Annotated in this window: 18 protein-coding genes; 6 read left to right on the top strand and 12 right to left on the bottom strand. The window is 70.9% G+C overall.

Annotated features, from left to right (window positions below):
- Window positions 1-13: 13 nt before the first annotated feature.
- The 9 genes from murG to rsmH form a co-directional block, all read right to left on the bottom strand.
- Window positions 14-1,108 carry an undecaprenyldiphospho-muramoylpentapeptide beta-N-acetylglucosaminyltransferase gene (murG, locus tag ACWDZ6_RS20900; RefSeq protein ID WP_326649343.1) on the bottom strand — a complete coding sequence of 365 codons (1,095 nt, stop codon included), beginning with the start codon at window positions 1,106-1,108 and terminating at the stop codon, window positions 14-16.
- A 6-nt stretch (window positions 1,109-1,114) separates the two neighbouring features.
- The gene (gene ftsW, locus ACWDZ6_RS20895; protein WP_451504040.1) at window positions 1,115-2,683 is read right to left on the bottom strand and encodes a putative lipid II flippase FtsW; all 1,569 of its coding nucleotides are present in this window, start codon (window positions 2,681-2,683) and stop codon (window positions 1,115-1,117) included.
- 86 nt (window positions 2,684-2,769) lie between these two features.
- Window positions 2,770-4,188 (bottom strand): UDP-N-acetylmuramoyl-L-alanine--D-glutamate ligase, encoded by a 1,419-nt coding sequence (gene murD / locus ACWDZ6_RS20890; RefSeq protein WP_451504039.1) that lies wholly within the window; start codon window positions 4,186-4,188, stop codon window positions 2,770-2,772.
- Complete coding sequence (gene mraY, locus ACWDZ6_RS20885; protein WP_326649346.1) at window positions 4,185-5,255, bottom strand: phospho-N-acetylmuramoyl-pentapeptide-transferase; 1,071 nt, start codon at window positions 5,253-5,255, stop codon at window positions 4,185-4,187. The genes murD and mraY overlap by 4 nt, the downstream gene beginning before the upstream one ends.
- The gene (locus ACWDZ6_RS20880) at window positions 5,252-6,667 is read right to left on the bottom strand and encodes a UDP-N-acetylmuramoyl-tripeptide--D-alanyl-D-alanine ligase (protein WP_451504038.1); all 1,416 of its coding nucleotides are present in this window, start codon (window positions 6,665-6,667) and stop codon (window positions 5,252-5,254) included. Before ACWDZ6_RS20880 ends, mraY begins: the two co-directional genes overlap by 4 nt.
- Window positions 6,668-6,671: 4 nt before the next feature.
- Window positions 6,672-8,339 (bottom strand): UDP-N-acetylmuramoyl-L-alanyl-D-glutamate--2,6-diaminopimelate ligase, encoded by a 1,668-nt coding sequence (locus tag ACWDZ6_RS20875; protein WP_451504037.1) that lies wholly within the window; start codon window positions 8,337-8,339, stop codon window positions 6,672-6,674.
- 58 nt (window positions 8,340-8,397) lie between these two features.
- On the bottom strand, window positions 8,398-10,332 hold the full coding sequence (locus ACWDZ6_RS20870) for a peptidoglycan D,D-transpeptidase FtsI family protein (protein ID WP_451504036.1): 1,935 nt from the start codon (window positions 10,330-10,332) through the stop codon (window positions 8,398-8,400).
- Window positions 10,333-10,336: 4 nt separating this feature from the next.
- Entirely contained in the window at window positions 10,337-11,041 is a 705-nt protein-coding gene (locus tag ACWDZ6_RS20865; protein WP_451504035.1) for an FtsB family cell division protein, read from the bottom strand.
- The gene (gene rsmH, locus ACWDZ6_RS20860; RefSeq protein ID WP_451504034.1) at window positions 11,038-11,991 is read right to left on the bottom strand and encodes a 16S rRNA (cytosine(1402)-N(4))-methyltransferase RsmH; all 954 of its coding nucleotides are present in this window, start codon (window positions 11,989-11,991) and stop codon (window positions 11,038-11,040) included. Before rsmH ends, ACWDZ6_RS20865 begins: the two co-directional genes overlap by 4 nt.
- Before the next feature lie 340 nt (window positions 11,992-12,331).
- Between rsmH and ACWDZ6_RS20855 the strand changes: the two genes are divergently transcribed.
- The 4 genes from ACWDZ6_RS20855 (at window position 12,332) to ACWDZ6_RS20840 (ending at window position 17,897) form a co-directional block, all read left to right on the top strand.
- Window positions 12,332-12,874 (top strand): beta-class carbonic anhydrase, encoded by a 543-nt coding sequence (locus ACWDZ6_RS20855; RefSeq protein ID WP_389183817.1) that lies wholly within the window; start codon window positions 12,332-12,334, stop codon window positions 12,872-12,874.
- Between the two features lie 201 nt (window positions 12,875-13,075).
- The gene (locus ACWDZ6_RS20850; protein WP_351454465.1) at window positions 13,076-14,122 is read left to right on the top strand and encodes an AAA family ATPase; all 1,047 of its coding nucleotides are present in this window, start codon (window positions 13,076-13,078) and stop codon (window positions 14,120-14,122) included.
- Window positions 14,122-15,477, top strand: a complete 1,356-nt coding sequence (locus ACWDZ6_RS20845) for a DUF58 domain-containing protein (RefSeq protein ID WP_451504033.1) — start codon at window positions 14,122-14,124, stop codon at window positions 15,475-15,477. The genes ACWDZ6_RS20850 and ACWDZ6_RS20845 overlap by 1 nt, the downstream gene beginning before the upstream one ends.
- Window positions 15,474-17,897, top strand: a complete 2,424-nt coding sequence (locus tag ACWDZ6_RS20840; protein WP_451504032.1) for a transglutaminase TgpA family protein — start codon at window positions 15,474-15,476, stop codon at window positions 17,895-17,897. The genes ACWDZ6_RS20845 and ACWDZ6_RS20840 overlap by 4 nt, the downstream gene beginning before the upstream one ends.
- 139 nt (window positions 17,898-18,036) lie before the next feature.
- Here the strand turns inward: ACWDZ6_RS20840 and ACWDZ6_RS20835 are convergent, their stop codons facing one another.
- The 3 genes from ACWDZ6_RS20835 to ACWDZ6_RS20825 all read right to left on the bottom strand — a co-directional run bounded on the left by ACWDZ6_RS20835 (window position 18,037) and on the right by ACWDZ6_RS20825 (window position 20,123).
- A complete protein-coding gene (locus ACWDZ6_RS20835; RefSeq protein WP_451504031.1) occupies window positions 18,037-18,438 on the bottom strand; it encodes a DUF3040 domain-containing protein in 402 nt (133 codons plus the stop codon).
- 249 nt (window positions 18,439-18,687) lie between these two features.
- Complete coding sequence (locus tag ACWDZ6_RS20830) at window positions 18,688-19,446, bottom strand: class I SAM-dependent methyltransferase (protein ID WP_326649356.1); 759 nt, start codon at window positions 19,444-19,446, stop codon at window positions 18,688-18,690.
- A 137-nt stretch (window positions 19,447-19,583) separates the two neighbouring features.
- Window positions 19,584-20,123, bottom strand: a complete 540-nt coding sequence (locus ACWDZ6_RS20825; RefSeq protein WP_451504030.1) for an SAV_6107 family HEPN domain-containing protein — start codon at window positions 20,121-20,123, stop codon at window positions 19,584-19,586.
- A gap of 162 nt (window positions 20,124-20,285) precedes the next feature.
- Between ACWDZ6_RS20825 and ACWDZ6_RS20820 the strand changes: the two genes are divergently transcribed.
- Window positions 20,286-21,113, top strand: coding sequence for a PP2C family protein-serine/threonine phosphatase (locus ACWDZ6_RS20820; RefSeq protein WP_351454481.1), 828 nt, complete (start codon window positions 20,286-20,288; stop codon window positions 21,111-21,113).
- A gap of 54 nt (window positions 21,114-21,167) precedes the next feature.
- Window positions 21,168-22,127, top strand: coding sequence for an MASE1 domain-containing protein (locus ACWDZ6_RS20815; RefSeq protein WP_451504029.1), 960 nt, complete (start codon window positions 21,168-21,170; stop codon window positions 22,125-22,127).
- Window positions 22,128-22,173: the final 46 nt, after the last annotated feature.

The following is a 22,173-nucleotide window of genomic DNA, read 5'->3' as shown; positions in this document are numbered from 1 at the left end:
TCCCCTGCCCTTCTCACGCCTTGCGGCGTGCAGCGATCGCCTCGTACACCATGCCGACGAGCAGGTCGTCGGCATCCCTGCGGCCGAACTCGGCGGCGGCACGGGACATCTCGTACAGCCGGTGCGGATCGGCGAGCACCGGAAGGACGTTGCCCTGGACCCACTCGGGGCTCAGTTCGGCGTCGTCGACCAGCAGTCCGCCGCCGGCCTTCACGACCGGCTGGGCGTTGAGCCGCTGTTCGCCGTTGCCGATCGGCAGCGGTACGTACGCGGCGGGCAGCCCGACGGCGGAGAGTTCGGCGACGGTCATCGCGCCCGCGCGGCAGAGCATCATGTCGGCCGCGGCGTACGCGAGATCCATCCGGTCCACGTACGGTACCGGGATGTAGGGCGGCATACCGGGCATGTTGTCCACACGCGGCAGTTCGTTCTTCGGGCCGACCGCGTGCAGGATCTGGATTCCGGAGCGCTGGAGCACCGGAGCGATCTGCTGGATCACCTCGTTGAGGCGGCGGGCGCCCTGCGAGCCGCCGGAGACCAGCAGCGTCGGAAGGTTGGGGTCGAGACCGAAGGCGGCACGCGCCTCGGGACGCACCCGGGCCCGGTCCAGAGTGGCGATGGTGTGGCGCAACGGGATGCCGATGTAGCGGGAGTTGCGCAGCTTGCTGTCCGGGGTGGCGACGGCGACCCCGGCCGCGTACCGCGAACCGATCTTGTTGGCCAGGCCGGGCCGGGCGTTGGCCTCGTGCACCACGATCGGCACACCGAGCCGCTTGGCGGCCAGATAGCCGGGCAGCGCGACATAGCCGCCGAAGCCGACGACGCAGTCCGCCTTCGTACGCTCCAGGATCTGCTCGGCGGCCTTGATGGTGCCGCGGAGCCGTCCGGGGACGGTGATCAGCTCAGGGGTGGGCTTACGAGGCAGCGGAACGGCGGGGATGAGCGCCAGCTCGTAACCCCGCTCGGGTACGAGCCTGGTCTCGAGCCCCTTCTCCGTGCCCAGGGCCGTGATTCCCACGGTCGGGTCCTGCCTGCGCAGGGCGTCCGCGAGGGCGAGCGCGGGCTCGATGTGGCCGGCGGTCCCCCCACCGGCGAGTACGACATGCACCGAAATTCACCGCTCTCCGGACGGACGCTTCTTGACGCGCCGTCTCATCGTCTTCCATCTCACCCCGGGCCGCCGCATGGCCAGGGCCGCCTTCGCGGCGGGATCCTCCCGCGCGAAAGCGATCAGCAGCCCTACCGCGAACATGGTCGGCAGCAGGGCCGATCCTCCGTAGGAGAACAGCGGGAGCGGGACACCGGCGATCGGCAGCAGACCGAGCACCGCACCGATATTGACCACGGCCTGGGCCGTGATCCAGGTGGTCACACCTCCCGCCGCGTACCTCACGAAGGGGTCCTCCGTGCGTCCGGCCACGCGGATACCCGCATAGCCTAGAGCCGCGAAGAGGGCGAGCACCGACAGCGTCCCCGCCAGGCCCAGTTCCTCACCGGCGATGGCGAAGATGAAATCGGTGTGCGGTTCCGGGAGTTGACCCCATTTTTCCACACTTGCACCGAGGCCGGAACCGAACCATCCGCCGGAGGCTAGAGCATAGATGCCGTGCACGGCCTGCCAGCACTCGCCTTGGGGGCCGAGGTCGATGGCGCCGATGCAGGAGAGCCGTGACATGCGGTTCTCGTTGGTCTTGATGAGCACGATGCCGACAAAGCCGGCGACCGCGAGTACACCCGCGAAGAGCCGGGTCGGCGCTCCGGCCAGCCACAGCAGGCCGAAGAGGATCGCGGTGAGGATGATCGCCGTACCCATGTCGCCGCCGAGCATGATCAGGCCGAGCAGCAGGAAGGCGACCGGGACGAGCGGCACCAGCATGTGCTTCCACTGGGTCAGCAGCCGCTTGTCCTGCTTGCGGGCGAGCAGATCGGCGCCCCACAGGATCAGCGCCAGCTTGCCGAACTCACTGGGCTGGAGCTGGAACGGGCCGCCCAAATAGATCCAGTTCTGGTTGCCGTTGACCGCATGCCCTATCCCGGGAATCTGGACGAGCACCATCAGGAAGACGGTGCCCATCAGGAGCGGGTAGGACAGGGCCCGGTGGAGCTTGCCCGGCATCCGTGAGGCGGCCAGCAGCAGACAGGTGCCGAGTACGGCGGCGATGAACTGCTTGCGGAAGAAGTACGAGGCCGGGAGCGAGAGCTCGAGCGCCTTGATCATCGAGGCGGAGTAGACCATCACCAGGCCGAGCACGGTGATCAGGAGGCTGCTGCCGAGGATCAGGTAGTACGCGGTCAGCGGCCGGTCCCAGGCCCGTCGCGCCTGCTCGTACAGCCGCCGTGGGGGGCGCGGATCGCTTGGCCCGCGGCTTCCGCCACGACCGGCGGGCGGGCGGCGTACGGCTCCCCCGGCCCTGATCCGCAGCGCGAGCCCGGTGTGGGCCGGCGCCGGGCCGGCGAGAGCGGGGACGGTCGCGGGCAGAACGGCACGCCCGAGCGCCTCGACACCCCGGCGCAGCGCGCGCACGGCGTCCGGGAGCCGGGATCCGGCGAGGACGGGCCCGCGCCCGGCCGGGGCTCCGCCCCAGACCCTGCGCCGCGGGCGTCGGCGGGGCTGAGTCTCAGCCGGGCGCCGCTTCGGACGGGCCGCGCTCCGCGCGGCGGGGGCGGTGTCATCGGCCGGCATGATCGCTGTCCCCTCCAGTCGTGCCTGGCGCGGCTGCCGCGGTCCCGGGGCGGCCCCGGGTGCACAGCACGGCGCGGGGGTCGGGCTCAGGCGCGCTCGGCGGCGAGTGCGCGGACCGCGTCCGCGAACGCCTCGCCTCGCTTGTTGTAGTTGGTGAACATGTCCATCGAGGCGCAGGCCGGGGCCAGCAGAACGGTGTCTCCCGGCCGGGCGAGTCGTGCTGCTTCCTGGACCGCCGCCAGCATCGCCCCAGTGTCTGTCCGGTCGAGGTCGACGACCGGGACCTCGGGGGCGTGTCGCGCGAGGGCTTCACGGATCAGGGCGCGGTCCGCGCCGATCAGTACGACGGCGCGCAGTCGCTTTGCCGACTTCTCGACGAGTTCGTCGAAGCTCGCGCCCTTGGCCAGACCGCCCGCGATCCACACGATCGGGTCGTAGGCGGCCAGCGACGCCTCGGCGGCATGCGTGTTGGTGGCCTTGGAGTCGTCGATGTACGCGACGCCGGCGACGTCCACGACATGCTCGATGCGGTGGGGGTCGGGGCGGAAGTTGCGCAGTCCGTCGCGTACGGCGGCGGGCGCGACGCCGAAGGCGCGGGCCAGCGCGGCAGCCGCGAGGGCGTTGGCGACGTTGTGCGGGGCCGGCGGATTGACGTCCGCCACCTCGGCGAGCTCCTGGGCCTGCTTCTGCCGGTTGTCGACGAAGGCGCGGTCGACCAAGAGGCCCTCGACGACCCCGAGTTGGGAGGGCCCCGGCGTACCGAGGGTGAATCCGACGGCCCGGCAGCCCTCCTCCACGTCCGCCTCGCGCACCAGGTCCTCGGTCGCCCTGTCGGCGGCGTTGTAGACGCAGGCGACCGTGTTGCCTGCGTAGATACGGCCCTTGTCGGCGGCGTAGGCCTCCATGGAGCCGTGCCAGTCGAGGTGGTCGGGCGCCAGGTTGAGCACGGCGGCGGAGTGGGCGCGCAGCGAAGGCGCCCAGTGCAGCTGGTAGCTGGAGAGTTCGACGGCGAGTACGTCGTACGTCTCGTCGCCGAGGACCGCGTCCAGCAGCGAGACGCCGATGTTGCCGACGGCCGCCGTGCGCAGGCCCGCGGCCTCGAGGATCGAGGCGAGCATCCGTACCGTCGTGGTCTTGCCGTTGGTGCCGGTGACCGCGAGCCACGGCGCCGCCCCCGGCCCGCGCAGCCGCCAGGCCAGTTCGACGTCGCCCCAGATGTCGACGCCCGCCTCGGCGGCGGCCAGGAAGAGCGGCTTGTCCGGCTTCCAGCCGGGCGCGGTGACGATGAGCTCGGTGCCTGCGGGCAGCGTCGCGCCGTCGCCGAGGCGCACGGTGATTCCCTCGGCCTCCAGCTCGGCGGCCTGCGTACGTGAGCGCTCGTCGTCGCCGTCGTTGACGACCGTGACGAGGGCGCCGAGGCCGTGCAGCACCCGGGCGGCCGGGATCCCGGAGACGCCGAGTCCCGCGACCGTCACCCGCTTGCCCTGCCAGTCCTGCGTGCTCACTTGTCGGCCGCCCAGCCCGCGTAGAAGAGCCCCAGACCCACAATGACGCACATGCCCTGGATGATCCAGAAGCGGACCACGACAAGGACCTCGGACCACCCCTTGAGTTCGAAGTGGTGTTGGAGCGGCGCCATCCGGAAGACGCGCTTGCCGGTCATCTTGAAGGAGCCGACCTGGATGACCACGGACATGGTGATCAGGACGAACAGTCCGCCGAGGAGGGCCAGCAGAAGCTCCGTACGGGAGCAGATCGCCAGACCCGCCAGCGCTCCGCCGAGTGCGAGCGATCCTGTGTCGCCCATGAAGATCTTGGCGGGCGAGGTGTTCCACCACAGGAAGCCGAAGCAGGAGCCCATCAGGGCGGAGGCGACGACCGCGAGATCGAGTGGATCGCGTACTTCGAAGCAGGCGTTGGGGTTGGTCAGGGTCACGGCGTTGGCGCAGGACTCCTGGAACTGCCAGAGCCCGATGAAGGTGTACGCGCCGAAGACCATCACCGACGCGCCGGTGGCCAGGCCGTCCAGACCGTCCGTCAGGTTCACGCCGTTGGACATCGCGAGAATCATGAACAGCGCCCAGACAACGAAGATCACCGGGCCGATCGACCAGCCGAAGTCCGTGATGAACGACAGCTTGGTGGATGCGGGGGTCTGGTGGCGGCTGTCGGCGAACTGCAGTGACAGCACGGCGAAGGCGATGCCGACGATCAGCTGTCCGGCCATCTTCGCCTTTGCCCGCAGACCGAGCGAGCGCTGCTTGACGATCTTGATGTAGTCGTCCAGGAAGCCGACCAGGCCCATGCCCGCCATCAGGAAGAGCACCAGCACACCCGAGAACGTCGGGTCCTCGCCGGTGATCACCTTGGCGAGTGCGTACGCGATGAGCGTGGCCATGATGAAGGAGATACCGCCCATGGTGGGCGTGCCCTTCTTGCTGCCGTGGCTGCGCGGGCCGTCGTCCCGGATGAACTGCCCGTATCCCTTGCGGGCCAGGAGTTTGATCAGCAGCGGAGTACCGACCAGGGTCAGGAAGAGCCCGATGGCCCCCGCGAAGAGGATCTGCCTCATCGGCCGGTGACCTCACCCTCGGTGGTGTTCTCGAGCAGTGCCTGGGCCACCCGCTCGAGCCCGACCGACCTGGAAGCCTTCACCAGCACGACGTCTCCCGGACGCAGTTCACTGCGCAACAGGTCGACCGCCGCCTGCGCGTCGGACACGTGCACCGACTCCTCACCCCACGAACCCTCGTTATATGCGCCCAGTTGCAGCCAGGACGCTTCCCTGCCCCCGACTGCGACGAGCTTGCTGACGTTGAGCCGGACGACCAGCCGTCCGACAGCGTCGTGCTCGGCGAGCGCTTCGTCGCCGAGCTCGGCCATGTGGCCGAGCACCGCCCAGGTCCGCCGCCCCTCGCCCATGGCCGCGAGCGCACGCAGCGCCGCTCTCATGGACTCGGGGTTCGCGTTGTAGGCGTCGTTGACGATCGTCACGCCGTCCGGACGCTCGGTGACCTCCATCCGCCAGCGGGAGAGGGTGCCCGCCTCGGAGAGCGCGCGGGCGATCTCATCGACGGACATGCCCAGCTCATGGGCGACGGCGGCCGCGGCGAGCGCGTTCGACACGTGGTGCTCACCGTACAGCCGCATGGTCACGTCGCTGCACCCGGAGGGTGTGTGGAGCCTGAAAGCGGGCTGTCCGTTGTCTGTGAGCCGGACATTCTCGGCACGTACGTCGGCGTCCTCGGCCTCTCCGAACAGGACCACACGGGCCTTGGTACGGGAGGCCATGGCGCGTACGAGACGGTCGTCGGCGTTGAGTACGGCGATGCCGCCCGCTGCCGCCGGGGGAAGGCATTCGATGATCTCCCCCTTGGCCTCGGCGATCTGCTCGCGGCCGCCGAACTCGCCGATGTGGGCGGTGCCGACGTTCAGTACGAGACCGACCTTCGGCGGAACCAGACTGGTGAGGTAGCGGATGTCGCCGATGTAGCGGGCGCCCATTTCGAGGACGAGGTGCTCGGTGTCCTCGCCGGCTCGCAGCGCGGTCAGCGGCAGGCCGATCTCGTTGTTCAGATTGCCTGCCGGGTAGACGGTGGGGCCTTTGCGCTCGAGGAGTTGGGCGATCAGGTCCTTGGTGCTGGTCTTGCCGGCCGAGCCGGTGAGCGCGACCGTGGTGGTGCCGAGGCGTTCGACGACGGTGCGCGCGAGGGCGCCGAGCGCGGCGGTGACGTCCGGCACGACGATCGCGGGTACCCCGACGGGGCGGGTGGCCAGCACGGCCACCGCACCCGCCGCCACGGCGCTCCGGGCGTAGTCGTGGCCGTCGACGTGCTCGCCGGCGAAGGCGGCGAAGAGAGCGCCTGGCTGGACCGCGCGGGAGTCGATCACGACGGGACCGCTGATCCGTGTGGCCGGATCCGGTATGTCGTGCGACTGCCCGCCGACGATTTCGGCGATCTCGGCGAGAGAGAGGGCGATCACCTGGTCACCCCTGACTGTTCTGGATAGCTGCGCGAAGTACCTGGCGGTCGTCGAAGGGGCGGACCACTCCGGCGATGTCCTGGCCCTGCTCATGGCCCTTGCCGGCGATCAGCACGGTGTCACCGGGCTGCGCGCGGGCCACGGCCGCGGCGATGGCCGCGGCCCGGTCGGCCTCGACCAGGACGTCGCCACGCTCGTGGATCGGCACCTCGGCGGCGCCCGCGAGCATGGCGGCGAGGATCGAGAGCGGATCCTCGGACCGGGGGTTGTCGGAGGTCAGTACGGCGGTGTCGGCGAGTCGTGCGGCGGCGGCGCCCATCGGGCCGCGCTTGGTCTGGTCGCGGTCGCCGCCGCAGCCGAGCACGATGTGCACCTTGCCCTCGGTGACCTTGCGCAGGGACCGCAGGACCGATTCGACGGCGTCCGTCTTGTGGGCGTAGTCGACGACGGCGAGATACGGCTGGCCCACGTCGACGCGCTCGAGGCGGCCCGGCACGCCGGGGACGGCGGCAATGCCGTCGGCGGCGGTCTGCGGATCGAGGCCGGCCACGGCGAGGGTGACGATCGCCGCAAGGGTGTTGGCAACGTTGAACGGTCCGGGCAGCGGGGCCTCGGCGCGTACGCGCTCACCCTGGGGGCCGACCGCGGTGAAGATCGAGCCGACTGCGCTGATTTCGACGTTCTCGGCCCGCCAGTCGGCGTCCGGGTGGCCCTCGGCGGAGAAGGTGGTGACCGGGACGGACGCCTCCTTGAGCAGCCTGCGACCGTACTCGTCATCGAAGTTGACGACTGCGAGCCTGCTCCGCTTCGGCGTGAAGAGCTGCGCCTTCGCCTGGAAGTAGTCCTCCATGTCGGAGTGGAATTCCATGTGCTCGGGGCTGAGGTTGTTGAAGACGGCGACGTCGAAGACGCAGCCGTCGACCCGGCCGAGCACGAGGGCGTGGCTGGAGACCTCCATGGCGACCGAATCGACGCCGCGCTCGCGCATGACGGCGAACAGGGCCTGGAGGTCGGTGGCTTCGGGGGTGGTGCGCTCGGACTTGATGCGCTCCTCGCCGATCCGCATCTCGACCGTGCCGATCAGACCGGTCGAGCGGCCCGCCGCCTTGAGTCCGCCCTCGACGAGGTACGCCGTGGTGGTCTTGCCGGAGGTGCCGGTGATGCCGATCTGGAGCAGGTCCTCGCCGGGATGTCCGTAGATCTCGGCGGCGAGCTCGCCCATGCGGCCTCGCGGGTTCTCGGTGACCAGGACCGGCAGACCGGTCCCGGCGGCGCGTTCGGCGCCGGTCGGGTCGGTGAGGATCGCGGCCGCTCCGAGGTCCGCGGCCTGCGCCACGAAGTCGGCCCCGTGAAGGCGGGCGCCGGGCAGGGCGGCGTACACGTCACCGGGGCGTACCGCCCGGGAGTCGTGGGTGATGCCGGTGACCCCACCGGTGCCGGGGCTCTGCACACCCAGCCGGGCGGCCAGCTCCCCCAGGGGTGTCGGGCGGGGCCGGTCCGGTCGGGGCGCTCCCGGGTGTTTCGCGGGGGCGTCCGGCTCGGTGGTTCGGTACTGATCAGCGTGTGACACGGCGGTGAGCGTACCGGGCGCACCCGGCCCGGGGCGAAGTGAGGGGGCTGCGGCGGCGCGGTTCTCCGGCAGGTTCCCGGAATCGGAGGTGATGCTTGTCACTGGTGGTTCCTCCGGGTCACTCGCCGGGTTCGAAGGTTGTCACTGGTGGTTCCTCCGGTCACTCGCCGGGTTCGAAGGTGACGGGCAGCCGGGCGGGATCGCTGCCGGTCGGTGCGACCTGGAGGGTCTTGAGGGCGAATTCCATGACCTTCCGGTAGATCGGCCCGCAGATCTGGCCGCCGAAGTAGCTGCCCTTGGTGGGGTTCTGGATGGCGCAGTAGACGGTGATCCGCGGTTTGTCGGCGGGCGCGAAGCCGGCGAAGGAGGCGGTGTAGCCCTTGTAGCGGCCCAGTTCCGGGTCGACACGGTTGGCGGTTCCGGTCTTGCCTGCGACGCGGTAGCCGGGGATACGGCCCTTGGCGCCGGTGCCCTCCTCGTCGCCGACGACCGACTCCAGCATGGTGGCCAGCGTCCTGGCGGTCGGCTCGCTGACCACGCGGGTCTTCTTGGGGGCGGGGGCCGGGGTGAAGCGCCCGTCGGGCCCCTTGGTGCCGCGGATCAGGGTGGGCGCGATGCGTACGCCGCCGTTGGCGATCGTCGAGTAGACGGAGGCCGCCTGCATGGCGTTGAGCGAGAGGCCCTGGCCGAAGGGGATCGTGTACTGCTGCGAGGTGGACCACTTCTGTGGCTTGGCGAGGATGCCGGGCGTCTCGCCCGGGTAGCCGATCCCGCTCGGGCTGCCCAGACCGAATTTCCGCAGGTAGGAGTACAGCACCCGATTCGCCGCCGCCTGAGTCCTGCCGAGCTGGCCGGTCGCGAGGATCGTGCCGATGTTGCTGGACTTGGCGAGCACGCCGTTGAGCGTGAGGTACCAGGTGGGGTGGTCGATGTCGTCCTTGAAGAGCCGGTCGCCGCGGTGCAGCCGGTTGGGCACGACGACATGGGTTCCGGGTGTGGCGGCCTTCTCCTCGAGGACGGCGGCCATCGACATCACCTTGGCGGTGGAGCCGGGTTCGTACGCGTCCTGGAGCGCGGCGTTGCCCATGGCCGCCGAGTTGGCCTGGGAGAGATCATTGGGGTCGAAGCCCGGCGCGTTGGCCATGGCGAGGACCTCGCCGGTCTGGGTGTTCTGCACTATCACGTAGCCGCGGTCGGCCTTGGACTTCTTCACCTGGTCGGCGATGGCCTGCTGGGCGGCCCACTGGATGTCGCGGTCGATGGTCAGCTCGATGTCGGAGCCGGGGACCGCGGGGACCTCGCGGGAGCCCGCGGTGGGGACCCGCCGGCCGCCGGACTGGGCGTAGGTGATCTGACCGTCCTGGCCGGCGAGGACCTTGTCGAGCATCGACTCGACGCCGCCGCCTCCCTTGCCGTCACCGGTGACATAGCCCAGTATCCCGGCGGCGAGATCGCCGTTCGGGTAGACGCGCTTGCTGCTCGGCTCCTGGAAGACGCCGCTCAGTACATTGGCGCCGGGGCCTCCCTTGGCCTCGTCGGCCCTGGCCTTCTCGGCGAAGACGCCCTTGAGGTCCTTGATCTGGTTCCAGACCTGAGGGGTCTGGCGGCGGGCCAGCACGGTGTACCGGGATTTGGGCGTCCTGAGCTTCTTCGCCAGCTCGTCGACGTCCTTGCCGAGGATCGGGGCGAGCAGCGCGGCCGCCTGTTCCGGAGCGTTGGGAGCCTTGCTCTCCTCCGGCGTGAACAGCTTCGGGTCGGCGGTGATGTCGTACGCGTCGACGCTGGTGGCCAGGGCGATTCCGGCCCGGTCGGTGATCTCGCCGCGCTCCGCGGTCAGCTTGTGGCTGAGGTAGCGATTCTTCTCCGCCTTGGCGGCGTACGCGCCGGCGTCGACGGCCTGTACCTGGAGCAGCCGGACGACGAAGGCCAGCATGACGAGCGTCAGGCCGAGGCTGACCAGCCGCAGCCGGGGGCGGGGGCTGCCGAGCCGGATCGGGCGGGCCGCCGGGCGCGGCCGCCGACGGACCGCGGGACGTACGGACGGCCGCCGTGCGGGGCCGGGGACGCGGCGGCGCGGTGGTTCCTTGAGGGGCACTGCGTCACCTGCCGGGGGTCGTCGGGGGCGGCTTCGCGGGTTCCTGCGACGGCTTGGCCGCATGGGCGGGCGGGGGCTTGGCGGGCGCGGGGGGCGCGGGCTTGGCGGGCGGGGCGGGCGCGGGGGCCAAAGGCGCGGGCGGAGCGGCGGGGGCAGGGGGCGCCGACCGGGCGGCGGGCGCGGACGGCTGTGCCTGCCCGGCGGGCGGGGCGGATGCGGAGGGGTGCGCGGCGGGAGCCCGGTCCGGGCGGGAGGCGGAGACGGACGGCGCCGGGGAGGCGGGGAGCGTCGGCGCCACCGGTTGCTGGATCTCCATGGGAGACGGTTCCGGGCGGGGCTGCCCCGTGGCCTCGCGGGGCACTCCGCGGACCGTACCGTCCGGGTCCAGGAAGGCGGGACTGCCTCCGGGCACCATGCCGAGCTCGCGGGCCCGGCGCTCGAGCGCGTCCGGGGCGGAACGGTTGTCCACGTCCCGCTGCAGTGCCTGTTCCTCGTCGGTGAGCTCGGTGGTCTGCTTCTTGAGCTCGCTCAGCCTGAACGAGCCCTCGTTGAGGGCGGAGTTCAGCAGGAGCAGCGTGATCAGCCCGCCGCTGAGGAGGAGCACGACCAGCAGGACGAAGGGGGTGCGGGCCGCGGTGCTCGGCCCCGACGGCATCAGCCGCGCGAGCCGCGCCGCCCGCCCCTTCAGCTGCTTGGCCGCTGCGCTCACACGTCCTCCCGGATGCGCTGCGCTCCCCTGAACCGTGCGGGTGCCGCTCGGCGGTTCTCGGCTACCTCTTCCTCCGTCGGGAGTTCCGCGCCGCGGGTCAGCAGCTTCAGCCGCGGCTGGTACTGCTCGGGTACGACGGGCAGTCCGGGCGGCGCGGTGTTGGCCGCGCCGGCCGCGAAGACCTGCTTGACCAGCCGGTCCTCGAGCGAGTGGTACGAGAGCACGGCGATCCGGCCGCCGACCGCGAGCGCCCCCACGGCGGCCGGGACGGCCCGCTCCAGAACGGCCAGTTCGCCGTTGACCTCGATACGCAGCGCCTGGAACGTGCGCTTGGCGGGGTTGCCACCCGTGCGCTTGGCGGCCTGCGGCAGCGCGTCGCGGATCAGCTCGACGAGCCGGGCGCTGTTGGAGAAAGGCTCCTTCTCCCGTTCCCGTACGACCGCGGACACGATCCGCTTGGCCTGCTTCTCCTCGCCGTACGCGCGCAGGATCCGCACCAGCTCGCCCGGCGGGTAGGTGTTGAGGACCTCGGCGGCGCTCATCCCGGTCGTCTGGTCCATGCGCATGTCGAGGGGGGCGTCCTGGGCGTACGCGAATCCGCGGTCCGCCTCGTCGAGCTGCATGGAGGAGACGCCGAGGTCGAAGAGGATGCCCTGAACCTTCGGGATCTTCAGGCGCTCAAGGACGTCGGGCAGCTCGTCGTAGACGGCGTGCACAAGGGTGGCCCGGTCACCGAACGGCGCGAGCCGCTCGGCCGACAGCCGCAGCGCCTCCGTGTCGCGGTCGAGCGCGACAAGCTGTACCTCGGGGAACTGCGTGAGCAGGGCCTCGCTGTGTCCGCCGAGGCCGAGGGTGCAGTCGACGACGACCGCGCCCGGCCCGTCCAGCGCCGGGGCCAACAGGTCCAGGCACCGCTGGAGCATCACCGGGACGTGTCGGGTCTGGCTCATGCGCCCTCTCAGGTCCTGCGCGGGCGTGCGTACTGCCGGGTCCCCGCCCGCTCAGAAGGGTCGTACGTACGCAGCACACGCGGGGAAAACGTCAAACTTGCAGGATGTGCAGGATGTGTCCGTGAACTTCGCGTCACTTTAGTCCACACATCTTTCCGGTCAATCAACCGGCGGGCGCGTGGCGCGGAGCGGGTGAGGACGGGTTCCGGGGCGCGGACGGTTCACCCGTACGGACGCGGTCGCATCCCGCGTGTGGGTTAGCTCACAACAAGCCTCATTGATGTTCTTTGTCCTGTCTCACAACAGGCTTCGACTCCCAGTGACCATTACCGTCGTCCCTATGTCGACTTCCGCGCACCACTCCGCCGACGCAGCACGTTCCGGCGAGACGGTCATCGACCGTCTTGTCGAGGCGAACCTGCGTTACGCCGCCGGCTTCCAGGACCCCGGGATGGACGCGCGTCCCGTGCTGCACGTGGCCGTGGTCGCGTGCATGGACGCCCGGCTCGACCTGCACGACGCGCTCGGCCTGGAGCTGGGCGACTGCCACACGATCCGCAATGCGGGCGGCGTGGTCACGGACGATGTGATCCGGTCGCTGACCATCAGCCAGCGGGCGCTCGGCACCCGCAGCGTGATACTCATCCACCACACCAACTGCGGCCTGGAGTCGCTCACCGAGGACTTCCGGCACGAGCTGGAGGACGAGGTCGGGCAGCGGCCGGCCTGGGCGGTCGAGGCGTTCCGGGACGTCGATCAGGACGTACGGCAGTCGATGCAGCGGGTGCGCACCTCCCCGTTCCTTCCGCACACCGACGACGTGCGCGGCTTTGTCTTCGATGTGACGGACGGTCGGTTGCGGGAGATCGACCCCGCAGTGTGACCGGTCGGACACCTGAGAAAACACACCAAACTCGGCATATCCCACCCTCTTATCCACAGGCGAGTGACACGACGCGGTAGCGGCAACAAGAATGCGTGTGTGGCACCCTTCCGGAACCATCCGGAGAAGGTGTCCGTGTTTTGGGGTGGGCCGGGCCGTCCGAAGAGCAACCGGCCCGCAGAACGGGCCGAGGAGGGCCGGGTGACGACCTATGACGATCGAGCGAGCCTCACAGATCTGACCACCACAGCGGAGCGTGTCCGCAGGTCGGTGGAGGGTGTGATCGAGGGCAAGCCTGAGGTCGTACGGCTTTCGCTGACCGTGCTGCTCGCCGAGGGGCATCTGCTCATCGAAGATGTACCCGGCGTGGGCAAGACAATGCTGGCCAAGGCGCTGGCGAGATCCATCGACTGTTCGGTGCGGCGCATCCAGTTCACACCGGATCTGCTGCCGTCGGACATCACCGGTGTGTCGATCTTCGACCAGCAGCGGCGTGACTTCGAGTTCAAGCCGGGCGCGATCTTCGCCCAGATCGTGATCGGCGACGAGATCAACCGCGCGTCGCCGAAGACCCAGTCGGCGCTGCTGGAGTCGATGGAGGAGCGTCAGGTCACCATCGACGGGCACACATACGAACTGCCCAGCCCCTTCATGGTGGTGGCCACCCAGAACCCGGTGGAGATGGAGGGCACGTACCCGCTGCCGGAGGCGCAGCGCGACCGCTTCATGGCGCGGGTGTCGATCGGCTATCCCAGCGCGGACGCCGAGCTGCAGATGCTCGATGTGCACGGCGGCGTCTCGCCGCTGGACGATCTGCAGCCGGTGGCGCACGCCCACGACATCGTGAAGCTCATCGACGCGGTGCGTACGGTCCATGTCGCCGATTCCGTGCGGCGGTACGCCGTGGAGCTGGTGGCGGCCACCCGTAACCACCCGGATCTCAGACTCGGAGCGTCGCCGCGCGCCACGCTGCATCTGCTGCGCGCCGCAAAGGCCACCGCCGCGCTCAGCGGCCGTGACTACGCCCTGCCGGACGACGTCCAGTCGCTGGCGGTGCAGGTGCTCGCGCACCGGCTGCTGCCCACCGCGCAGGCGCAGTTGAACCGTCGTACGGCCGAGCAGGTCGTGCTGGAGATCATGCAGCGCATCCCCGTGCCCACCGCCGGGGGCTCGGAGAGCGCCTACGTCCCGGGCCGGCCGGCTCAGTCGCCGCTCTACGGCCAGCAGCCCGGCGCCCGGCGGCTGTGATGTCGGCCGGGGCGCCCGCCGCCGCGGAAGGCAAGGACACCAGCGGGGTGCGGGCGGCCCTGGGCGGGCTGACCACGCGCGGCCGTTCCTTCCTCGCGGCCGGGGTGGCCGCGGCGGTGTGCGCGTATGTCCTGGGGCAGGGCGATCTGTTGCGGGTCGGGCTGCTGCTCGGCGTACTGCCGTTGGTCTGTGTGGCCGTGCTGTACCGCACCCGCTACCGGGTCGCGGGCAGCCGGCGTCTTTCGCCCCTGCGGGTGCCCGCAGGGTCCGAGGCGCGGGTGCATCTGCGAATGGACAATGTCTCGCGGCTGCCCACCGGCCTGCTGATGCTCCAGGACCATGTGCCGTACGTGCTGGGGCCGCGGCCCAGGTTCGTTCTCGACCAGGTGGAGGCGGGCGGCCGGCGCGAGGTGTCGTACCGGGTGCGCTCGGATCTGCGCGGGCGCTATCCGCTCGGGCCGCTCCAGCTGCGGCTGAGCGACCCGTTCGGGATGTGCGAGCTGACCCGCTCCTTCAGCGCGTACGACACCCTGACCGTCATTCCGCGCACCGAGGCGCTGCCTCCGGTGAAGCTGGCGGGCGAGGCCTCTGGGTACGGCGACGGGCGGCAGCGCTCGCTGGCGCTGGCGGGCGACGACGACATCATCCCGCGCACCTACCGCTACGGCGACGATCTTCGCCGGGTGCACTGGCGCTCCACCGCGCGCTACGGCGAGCTGATGGTGCGCCGCGAGGAGCAGCCGCAACGCGCCAGATGCACGGTGCTGCTCGACACCCGGCGGGTCGCCTACCAGGGCGCCGGTCCCGACTCCGCCTTCGAGTGGGCGGTCTCGGGCGCGGCCTCCGCACTGGTGCACATGCTGGAACGGGGTTTCGCTGTCCGGCTGTTGACGGACACGGGGAACTCGGTGCCGGGTGAGGGCGGCGACGGCTTCGCCGGATCGACCCAGGAGTCCGCGGACTCCGCGGGGCTGATGATGGACACCCTCGCGGTTGTCGACCACTCCGACGGCGGGGGGCTCTCGCCCTCGTACGACGTCCTGCGCGGCGGGAACGAAGGACTTCTGATCGCCTTCTTCGGCGATCTGGACGAGGAACAGGCTGCCGTCGCGGCCAGGATGCGTCAGCGCAGCGGCGCGGCTGTCGCCTTCGTCCTGGACAGCGGGACCTGGGTGACGAGCGGCGCGGTCGCAGGGGCGGTCGACGAGCGGCTGAGGCAGCTGTCCGAGGCGGGCTGGACGGCGCTCGCGGTGCCGCCCGGGACACCGCTGTCCGATCTGTGGCAGCAGGCCGGCCGGCAGCGCGTCGAGTCTCCCGGCGGCAGTACGAACGGTTTCTCTGGGGGTTGGTCATGAGCGGTCGCGGAAGGCTGGCACTCTGCGCCTTCGCCGCCACGCTGATGGCGGCGGGCGCGATGCTGCCGCTGGTCGAACCGGCTTCCTGGATGCTGCAGGCGGCGCTCCTGCTGGCGATCCAGAGCGGGGTGGGCGCGCTCGCCCGACGGGTTCCGCTGGCCAGGCCGCTGACCGTTGCGGTGCAGGCGCTCGTCACGCTGCTGCTGCTCACCGTGGTTTTCGCCCGGGGCCAGGCGATCCTTGGGCTGCTGCCGGGGCCCGAGGCGATCGAGCAGTTCGGCCAATTGCTGAACGCGGGCGCCGAGGATGTCGGGCGGTACGCGATCCCGGCGCCGGCGACCGACGGCATCAGGCTGATGGTGATCGGCGGCGTGCTGGTGATCGGCCTCGCGGTGGATGCCCTCGCGGTGACGTTCCGCAGCTCGGCCCCGGCCGGGCTGCCGCTGCTGGCGCTCTACTCGGTGGCCGCGGGGCTCTCCGGCGGCGACGTGAGCTGGCTCTGGTTCCTGCTCGCGGCCTCCGGATATCTGGTGCTTCTGCTGGCCGAGGGCCGGGACCGGCTCTCCCAGTGGGGCCGGGTCTTCGGCGGAGCCGCGTCGGCACAGGCGCGTACCGCGGTCGGATTCGACTCGGCGGGCGGTCATCCGCTGGCACCGGTCCGTACCGGCCGACGTATCGGCGCGCTCGCGCTGGGCGTGGCACTCGTGGTCCCGGCGGCGCTGCCGGCGCTGGACGGCGGGCTGCTGGGCAGTGCGGGCAGCGGGGACGGACAGGGCACGGGCGGCGGCACCATCTCCGCGGTGAACCCGCTGGTCTCGCTGCAGGACAGCCTCAATCAGCCCGAGGACCGCGAGGTCATCCGGTACCGCACCAACGCGACGAACACCCAGGACCTGTATCTGCGGATCGTCGCGCTGGACCAGTTCGACGGCACGGCCTGGAAGTCCTCCGAGCGCAAGGTCAAGGACGTACCGGACGAGCTGCCCCGGCCGGACGGGCTGAGTCCGTCGGTCGGCGCCACCGAGATCAAGACGAACATTTCGGCGGCCGGCTCGTACAAGCAGAGCTGGCTGCCGCTCCCGTACCCGGCGACGAAGGTGCAGATCAACGGCCGCTGGCGGTACGAGCCCACCGGCCGGACCCTGGTCGGCGACCGCGGTCAGAACACCCGTGGAGCGCAGTACTCGGTCACCAGCCTGCTGGTGAAGCCGACGCCGGACCAGCTGGCCAAGGCGCCCGCGCCACCGGCCGCGCTGCTGCGCGAGTACACCAAGGTGCCCGATGCGCTGCCCGACGAGGTCAGGAACACGGCGCGCAGGGTGACGAAGGGCGCCACGAACGACTACGAGCGGGCCGTCAAGCTGCAGGACTGGTTCGCCGTGAACGGTGGCTTCAGCTACGACACCCAGGTCCAGTCGGGTACGGGTGTCACCGCGATCACCCGCTTCCTGAGGCAGAAGGAAGGCTTCTGCGTCCACTTCTCCTTCTCGATGGCCGCGATGGCCAGAACGCTGGGGATACCGGCGCGGGTCGCGGTGGGCTTCACCCCGGGCGCACCGCGGTCGGACGGCACCATGTCGGTGGGTCTCCAGGCGGCGCATGCCTGGCCCGAGCTGTACTTCGAGGGTGTGGGATGGACGCGGTTCGAGCCGACCCCGACCCGGGGCTCCGCGCCCGAGTACACGCGGGCGCAGTCGCCGTCCGGTCAGCCGTCCAACCCGGCGCAGCCCGGGACCAGCAGCTCGCCGACGCCCTCCGCAGCGCCCTCCGCCCAGGACAACTGCCCGGCGCAGGCGAAGCGGATCGGCGAGTGCGGCGCGGCCGCGCCGCAGGACATCCAGCCGCCCGCCGACCCCGGGACTTCGCTGGGGACCGTGCTGGGCGTGGCTCTTGCCGTGCTGGCGGTGGTGGTGCTGCCGCTGCTGCCGCTGCTCTGGCGGACGAGAGTGCGTGCGCGACGGCTCGGCTCCGGTGGGCGCACGCCGGCGGACGCCGCGGCCCGGACGCTGGCGGCCTGGCAGGAGATCACCGATACGGCCTGGGACCACGGCATCACGCCCGACGACTCACAGACACAGCGAAAGGCGGCCGCGCGCATCGTCCGGCTGGGAGGGCTGGAGGACGAAGCGGCGGACGCGGTGCACCGGGTGGCCGGAGCGGTGGAGCAGGTGCTGTACGCCCCTGAGCCCCGGCTCGGTACGGGGCTGGCCGATGACGCCGAGCTGATCCGGGCCGGGCTGGGCGACGCGGCGAGCCGGGGGACGCGGCTGCGGGCACTGCTCGCGCCCCGTTCCGCCATTCGGGTGATGTGGGCCTTCTCGGCCCGCTGGGCGACGCTCACCGATCGGTGGGGCGTGCCCGGTTGGCGCCTGGACCGGTGGACGGCATTTCTGCGCCGCCCGTCCCGGCAGCGAGGCTGACACCAGGCGGATACGAGTACGGGTGAGGGGCGACGCTCAAGAGCGTCGCCCCTCACCCGTACAGCAAGCTTTTGTGTAGGAGCGCGGGTACGAACCCGGACCGCGGCTCTGCTACGTCACTTCGAGAAAGCCGCGGTGCTCAGTGGCCGCCCTGTTCGTCGCGGCGACGCTGCCACCGCTGCTCGATCCGGTTCATCATCGACCTGCGCCGGCGGGGCTGACGGCGAGCTGTTGCCGCCGTGTCCCCCTGGGTCTGTTGCTCACCCGGTTTGGGCGCTCTGCGCCAGCCGGTGACCGCGAGAACCGCACAGCCGAGCATGACGAGGAACCCCACCACGCTGATCCAGATCTGCTGCGCGACCATTCCGGCCATGAGGAGCGCGATACCCACCAGGAAGCCTGCGACCGCCTGGTAGACCCGTCGCCGGGTGTACGTACGCAGCCCGCTTCCCTCAAGCGCTGTAGCGAACTTGGGATCTTCGGCGTACAGCGCTCGCTCCATCTGCTCGAGCATTCGCTGCTCGTGCTCCGAGAGCGGCACGGAGTCCTCCTAGTCGTCGGTCGCGGGGGGCGACCGGTATGCGGCCCTTTCAGGATAGGCAGGGAATCGCCCCCGTGAAACCCGCCCTCTACGCCAAATCGCCAGTCCGGGCCGCCATGCCGGCTCGGTGTCGAGGCGTAAATTCCCCAACCTCCGATCCGTCATGCCGGATGGTGTCCACCGATCATACGGGGCGGAGGCCACGATCGGGGGGTCTGTGGCGTACTCCATGTGCGGCTGCGCCGCTGATCAGCCCCGCTTCTCGCCCAGTACGTGGAGCTGGGTCGCGACCGAGTGGAAGGCCGGCAGCTCGGCGGCCGCCGCCTCCAGTTTGAGCAGCGCGTCGAGAGCGCCGGGCTCGGTGTCCACCAGGACACCCGGGACCAGGTCGGCGAAGACCCGAACGCCGTGCACGGCACCGACTTCGGCACCCGCCGCGCTGACGAGTTCGGTGAGCTGCTGGGCGGTGAAGCGCCGGGGCACCGGGTCGCCGGTGCCCCACCGGCCCGCTGGGTCGGTGAGCGCGTTGCGGGCCTCGGTGAAGTGCCCGGCCAGCGCCCTGGCCAGGACAGCCCCGCCGAGCCCGGCGGCGAGCAGGCTGAGCGCGCCGTTGGGCCGGAGTGCGTCCACGGCGTTCCGTACGCCCTCGGCGGGGTCGTCCACGTACTCCAGGACTCCGTGGCAGAGCACCGCGTCGTAGCCACCGCGCTCGACGACCTCGAAGAGGCCGTGGATGTCGCCCTGGACGCCGCGGACGCGGTCGGCCACGTCGGCCTCGGCAGCCCGGCGCTCCAGCGCGAAGAGCGCGTTGGGGCTGGGGTCGACGACGGTGACGCGGTGCCCCAGCTTGGCCGCGGGCACGGCGAAGTTGCCGCTGCCGCCGCCGGTGTCGAGGACGTCCAGAGCCTCCGTCCCGACCGCCTTGACCCGGCGGTCAAGGGCCTCCTTGAGGACCTCCCAGACCACGGCGGTACGGAGAGAGGCGCGGGGTCGCATCGGGTCCGACACGGCAGTTGACTCCTCGGACGGTGCCGCCCCGGGCATGCGGGGCGTGAGGGGGCGGACGGACGAACACGGTGGAGCGGTGAACACGTTGAAGACGCAGTCCACCCTATTGCCTCCGCCGGGCGCCCCGGCCCTCCAGATCACCCCACGGCGTCACCCGCCTCCGGTCGCTCCGTCCTGGGCTGGGGCAGCACCGGCTGCAGCACGAGCATCCGCTCGACCAGGCGCAGGAACATGGCCGCGTCGCGCAACAGGTCGTCGGCGTCGCGGTTGCTCGCCGCGCCGTGGATCCCGGCCTCGGCGCGCGCCCTGCGCCGGGCGCCGGAGGCGAACAGAACACTCCACTCGGACAGTTCCGGCGCTATCTCGGGCAGGACTTCCCAGGCGCTGCGGATCCGCTGCCTGCGGCGCTCGCTGGTCTCCGGGCGGCCGCGGGCGGCGAGGACCGCGGCGGCGGTGCGCAGGGCTGCCAGATGGGCGGTGGCGTAACGCTCGTTCGGCGTTTCGAGAGTGGCGGCCTCGTCGAGGCCCGTACGGGCCTGGGCGAGCAGGTCGAGGGCGGCGGGCGGTGCCGAGGCCCGCCGCAGGACGGGGTGCACGTCGTTCGACGGTCCGGTCGGTGAGGGGGCAGGGCCGGTGGCGCGGCGCCGGTGTGTGGCTGCTGCGTAGGAGCTGGCCATGACGAACCTCCTGTCGTCGTGTGACGGCGCTGTGGCCGTATGTGTCCATCGTGAGGGGCGCCACTGACAATCGCTCTGACCTCCCACTTCCCCTCTGGAGGTGGCGTGCGGGGGACGACGGCTAGAGTGAAATCAGCAGGATGTGGGACACCGGAGCGCTCAATGCGCGGACATCGCAACGACCCGCCCGACAATGCGCAACTCCTGATCACCCTCGGGCGACTCGTCGACCAGGCCCTGGAGCGGATCAAGCTCCAGCAGGCCCGGGTAGAGCTGGCCATGGCCCTGCAGCGCCATATGCTCCCGCCCGAATTGCCGGAGCTGCTCGGTGTGCATATCGCGGCCCAGTACGCGCCCTCACGGGACGGGCTGGACGTGGGCGGCGACTGGTACGACGCCTTTCTGATGATGGACGGGTCGCTCGGGCTCTCGATCGGCGATGTGCAGGGCCACGATGTGGAGGCCGTCGCGTTCATGGGACAGGTCCGCACCAGCCTGCGGGCCCTCGCCGAGGCGACGAGCGATCCGAGCGAGGTACTGAGCCGCGCCAACGACCTGCTGATCTCGATGAGCTTCGGCCTCTTCGCGACCTGCTGCTTCCTGCGTTTCGACCCGCTCAGCCGCGATCTCACCGTGTCCCGGGCCGGTCATGTCCCGATGGTCTGGGCCACCGCCGGCGGCCGCTCCGGCATCGCCCTGGACCGCGGCGGCCCGCCCCTCGGCGTCGTGGCGGGCGAGCGCTATCCGGTGACCCACCGGCGACTGCTGGAGGCAGGTGTCCTCGTCCTGCTCACCGACGGGGTCGTGGAAGGACCGCACTACCCGATGGAGGCCGGTCTGGCCGAGGTGCATCAGCTTGTGCGCGCGGGATTCGACGCCGACCCCGACGTACTGGCCTCCGCCGTCGTCAAGGTGGCGGATCGGACCGGCCACCGTGACGATGCCGCCGTTCTCGTCGTGCGCTACGACGGCCCGCCGGAGTCCCGGTGACCGCTCGGCGCCACCTGAGTCGCCGCGGGCCCACCAGGGGCGCAGACTGCTGTGGTGCGCAATGCGGAGATCGGTCGCTACGGGTCTGATGCTCTGAAGATCCTCGCTGTCGCCGCCGTCTACTACGGGTCCGCCCGGCTCGGGCTTCTTCAGCAGCTGGTGCGCGGTCAGGTCACGCCCCTGTGGCCGCCGACGGGAGTGGCCCTGGCCGGTCTGCTCGTCCTCGGTCTGCGGATCTGGCCGGGCATCGCGCTCGGCGCCTTCCTGGCCAATGCGTCCATCGGTCCTTCGCCCCTCGCCGTGCTGGGCATCGTCGCCGGCAACACCCTGGCCCCTGTCTGCGCGTACCTGATGCTGCGCCGTGCGGAGTTCCGCGAGCAACTGGACCGGCTGCGGGACGTACTGGCACTCGTTTTCCTCGGCGCGCTGGCCGGGATGCTGATCAGCTCGACCGTGGGCAGCGGTGTGCTGGTGCTGGCCGGGGCGCTGAAGGCGAGCGCCTTCTGGCCGACGTGGTCGGTGTGGTGGACCGGCGACGCGATGGGGGTCCTTGTCGTCACCCCGTTCCTGCTCGCCCTCCGCAGGGCCCGGTGGCCGCGCCACGTCGGGCTCGTGCGCTGGATCGAGGCGGTGGCGCTGGCGCTGGGCACGCTCTTCGCGACGATGCTGGCGACACACACCACCAATTCGTCCCTGCTCTTCGTGGTCTTCCCGTTCCTGATCTGGGCCGCCTTCCGCTTCCAGCTGGCCGGTGCCGCGCCGTGCGCGCTGGGGGTGTCGACGCTGGCGATCCTCGCCGCGGCCGCGGAGACCGGCCCGTTCGCCGGTCAGGACCTGTTCGACAGCATGGTCACGCTGCAGGCCTTCAACGGCACCACGGCGCTGACGGCCCTGCTGCTCGCGGCGGTCATCACCGAGCGGAACAAGACCCATGAGGAGCTCGCACGGGTCTGCACACGGCTCGCCGGGATGGTGGCCGACATCGAGCCTCGCCCGGATTCGAACGACGTCTGACCAGCCGGGTTTTGCTTCGGTACACGGCTGGGGTAGTTTTTGCACT

This window comes from Streptomyces sp. NPDC002926, assembly GCF_053591755.1.
The sequence above is the reverse complement of the archived record's forward strand: the minus strand, read 5'-3'. Positions and strand labels throughout refer to the sequence as shown.

Coding starts and splice junctions, on each gene's coding strand:
- ACWDZ6_RS20825 (WP_451504030.1), bottom strand. CDS start 20,123: ATGGCCAGCTCCTACGCAGCAGCCACACACCGGCGCCGCGCCACCGGC.
- ftsW (WP_451504040.1), bottom strand. CDS start 2,683: ATGCCGGCCGATGACACCGCCCCCGCCGCGCGGAGCGCGGCCCGTCCG.
- ACWDZ6_RS20845 (WP_451504033.1), top strand. CDS start 14,122: ATGTCGGCCGGGGCGCCCGCCGCCGCGGAAGGCAAGGACACCAGCGGG.
- mraY (WP_326649346.1), bottom strand. CDS start 5,255: ATGAGGCAGATCCTCTTCGCGGGGGCCATCGGGCTCTTCCTGACCCTG.
- ACWDZ6_RS20820 (WP_351454481.1), top strand. CDS start 20,286: ATGCGCGGACATCGCAACGACCCGCCCGACAATGCGCAACTCCTGATC.
- ACWDZ6_RS20855 (WP_389183817.1), top strand. CDS start 12,332: ATGTCGACTTCCGCGCACCACTCCGCCGACGCAGCACGTTCCGGCGAG.
- ACWDZ6_RS20840 (WP_451504032.1), top strand. CDS start 15,474: ATGAGCGGTCGCGGAAGGCTGGCACTCTGCGCCTTCGCCGCCACGCTG.
- rsmH (WP_451504034.1), bottom strand. CDS start 11,991: ATGAGCCAGACCCGACACGTCCCGGTGATGCTCCAGCGGTGCCTGGAC.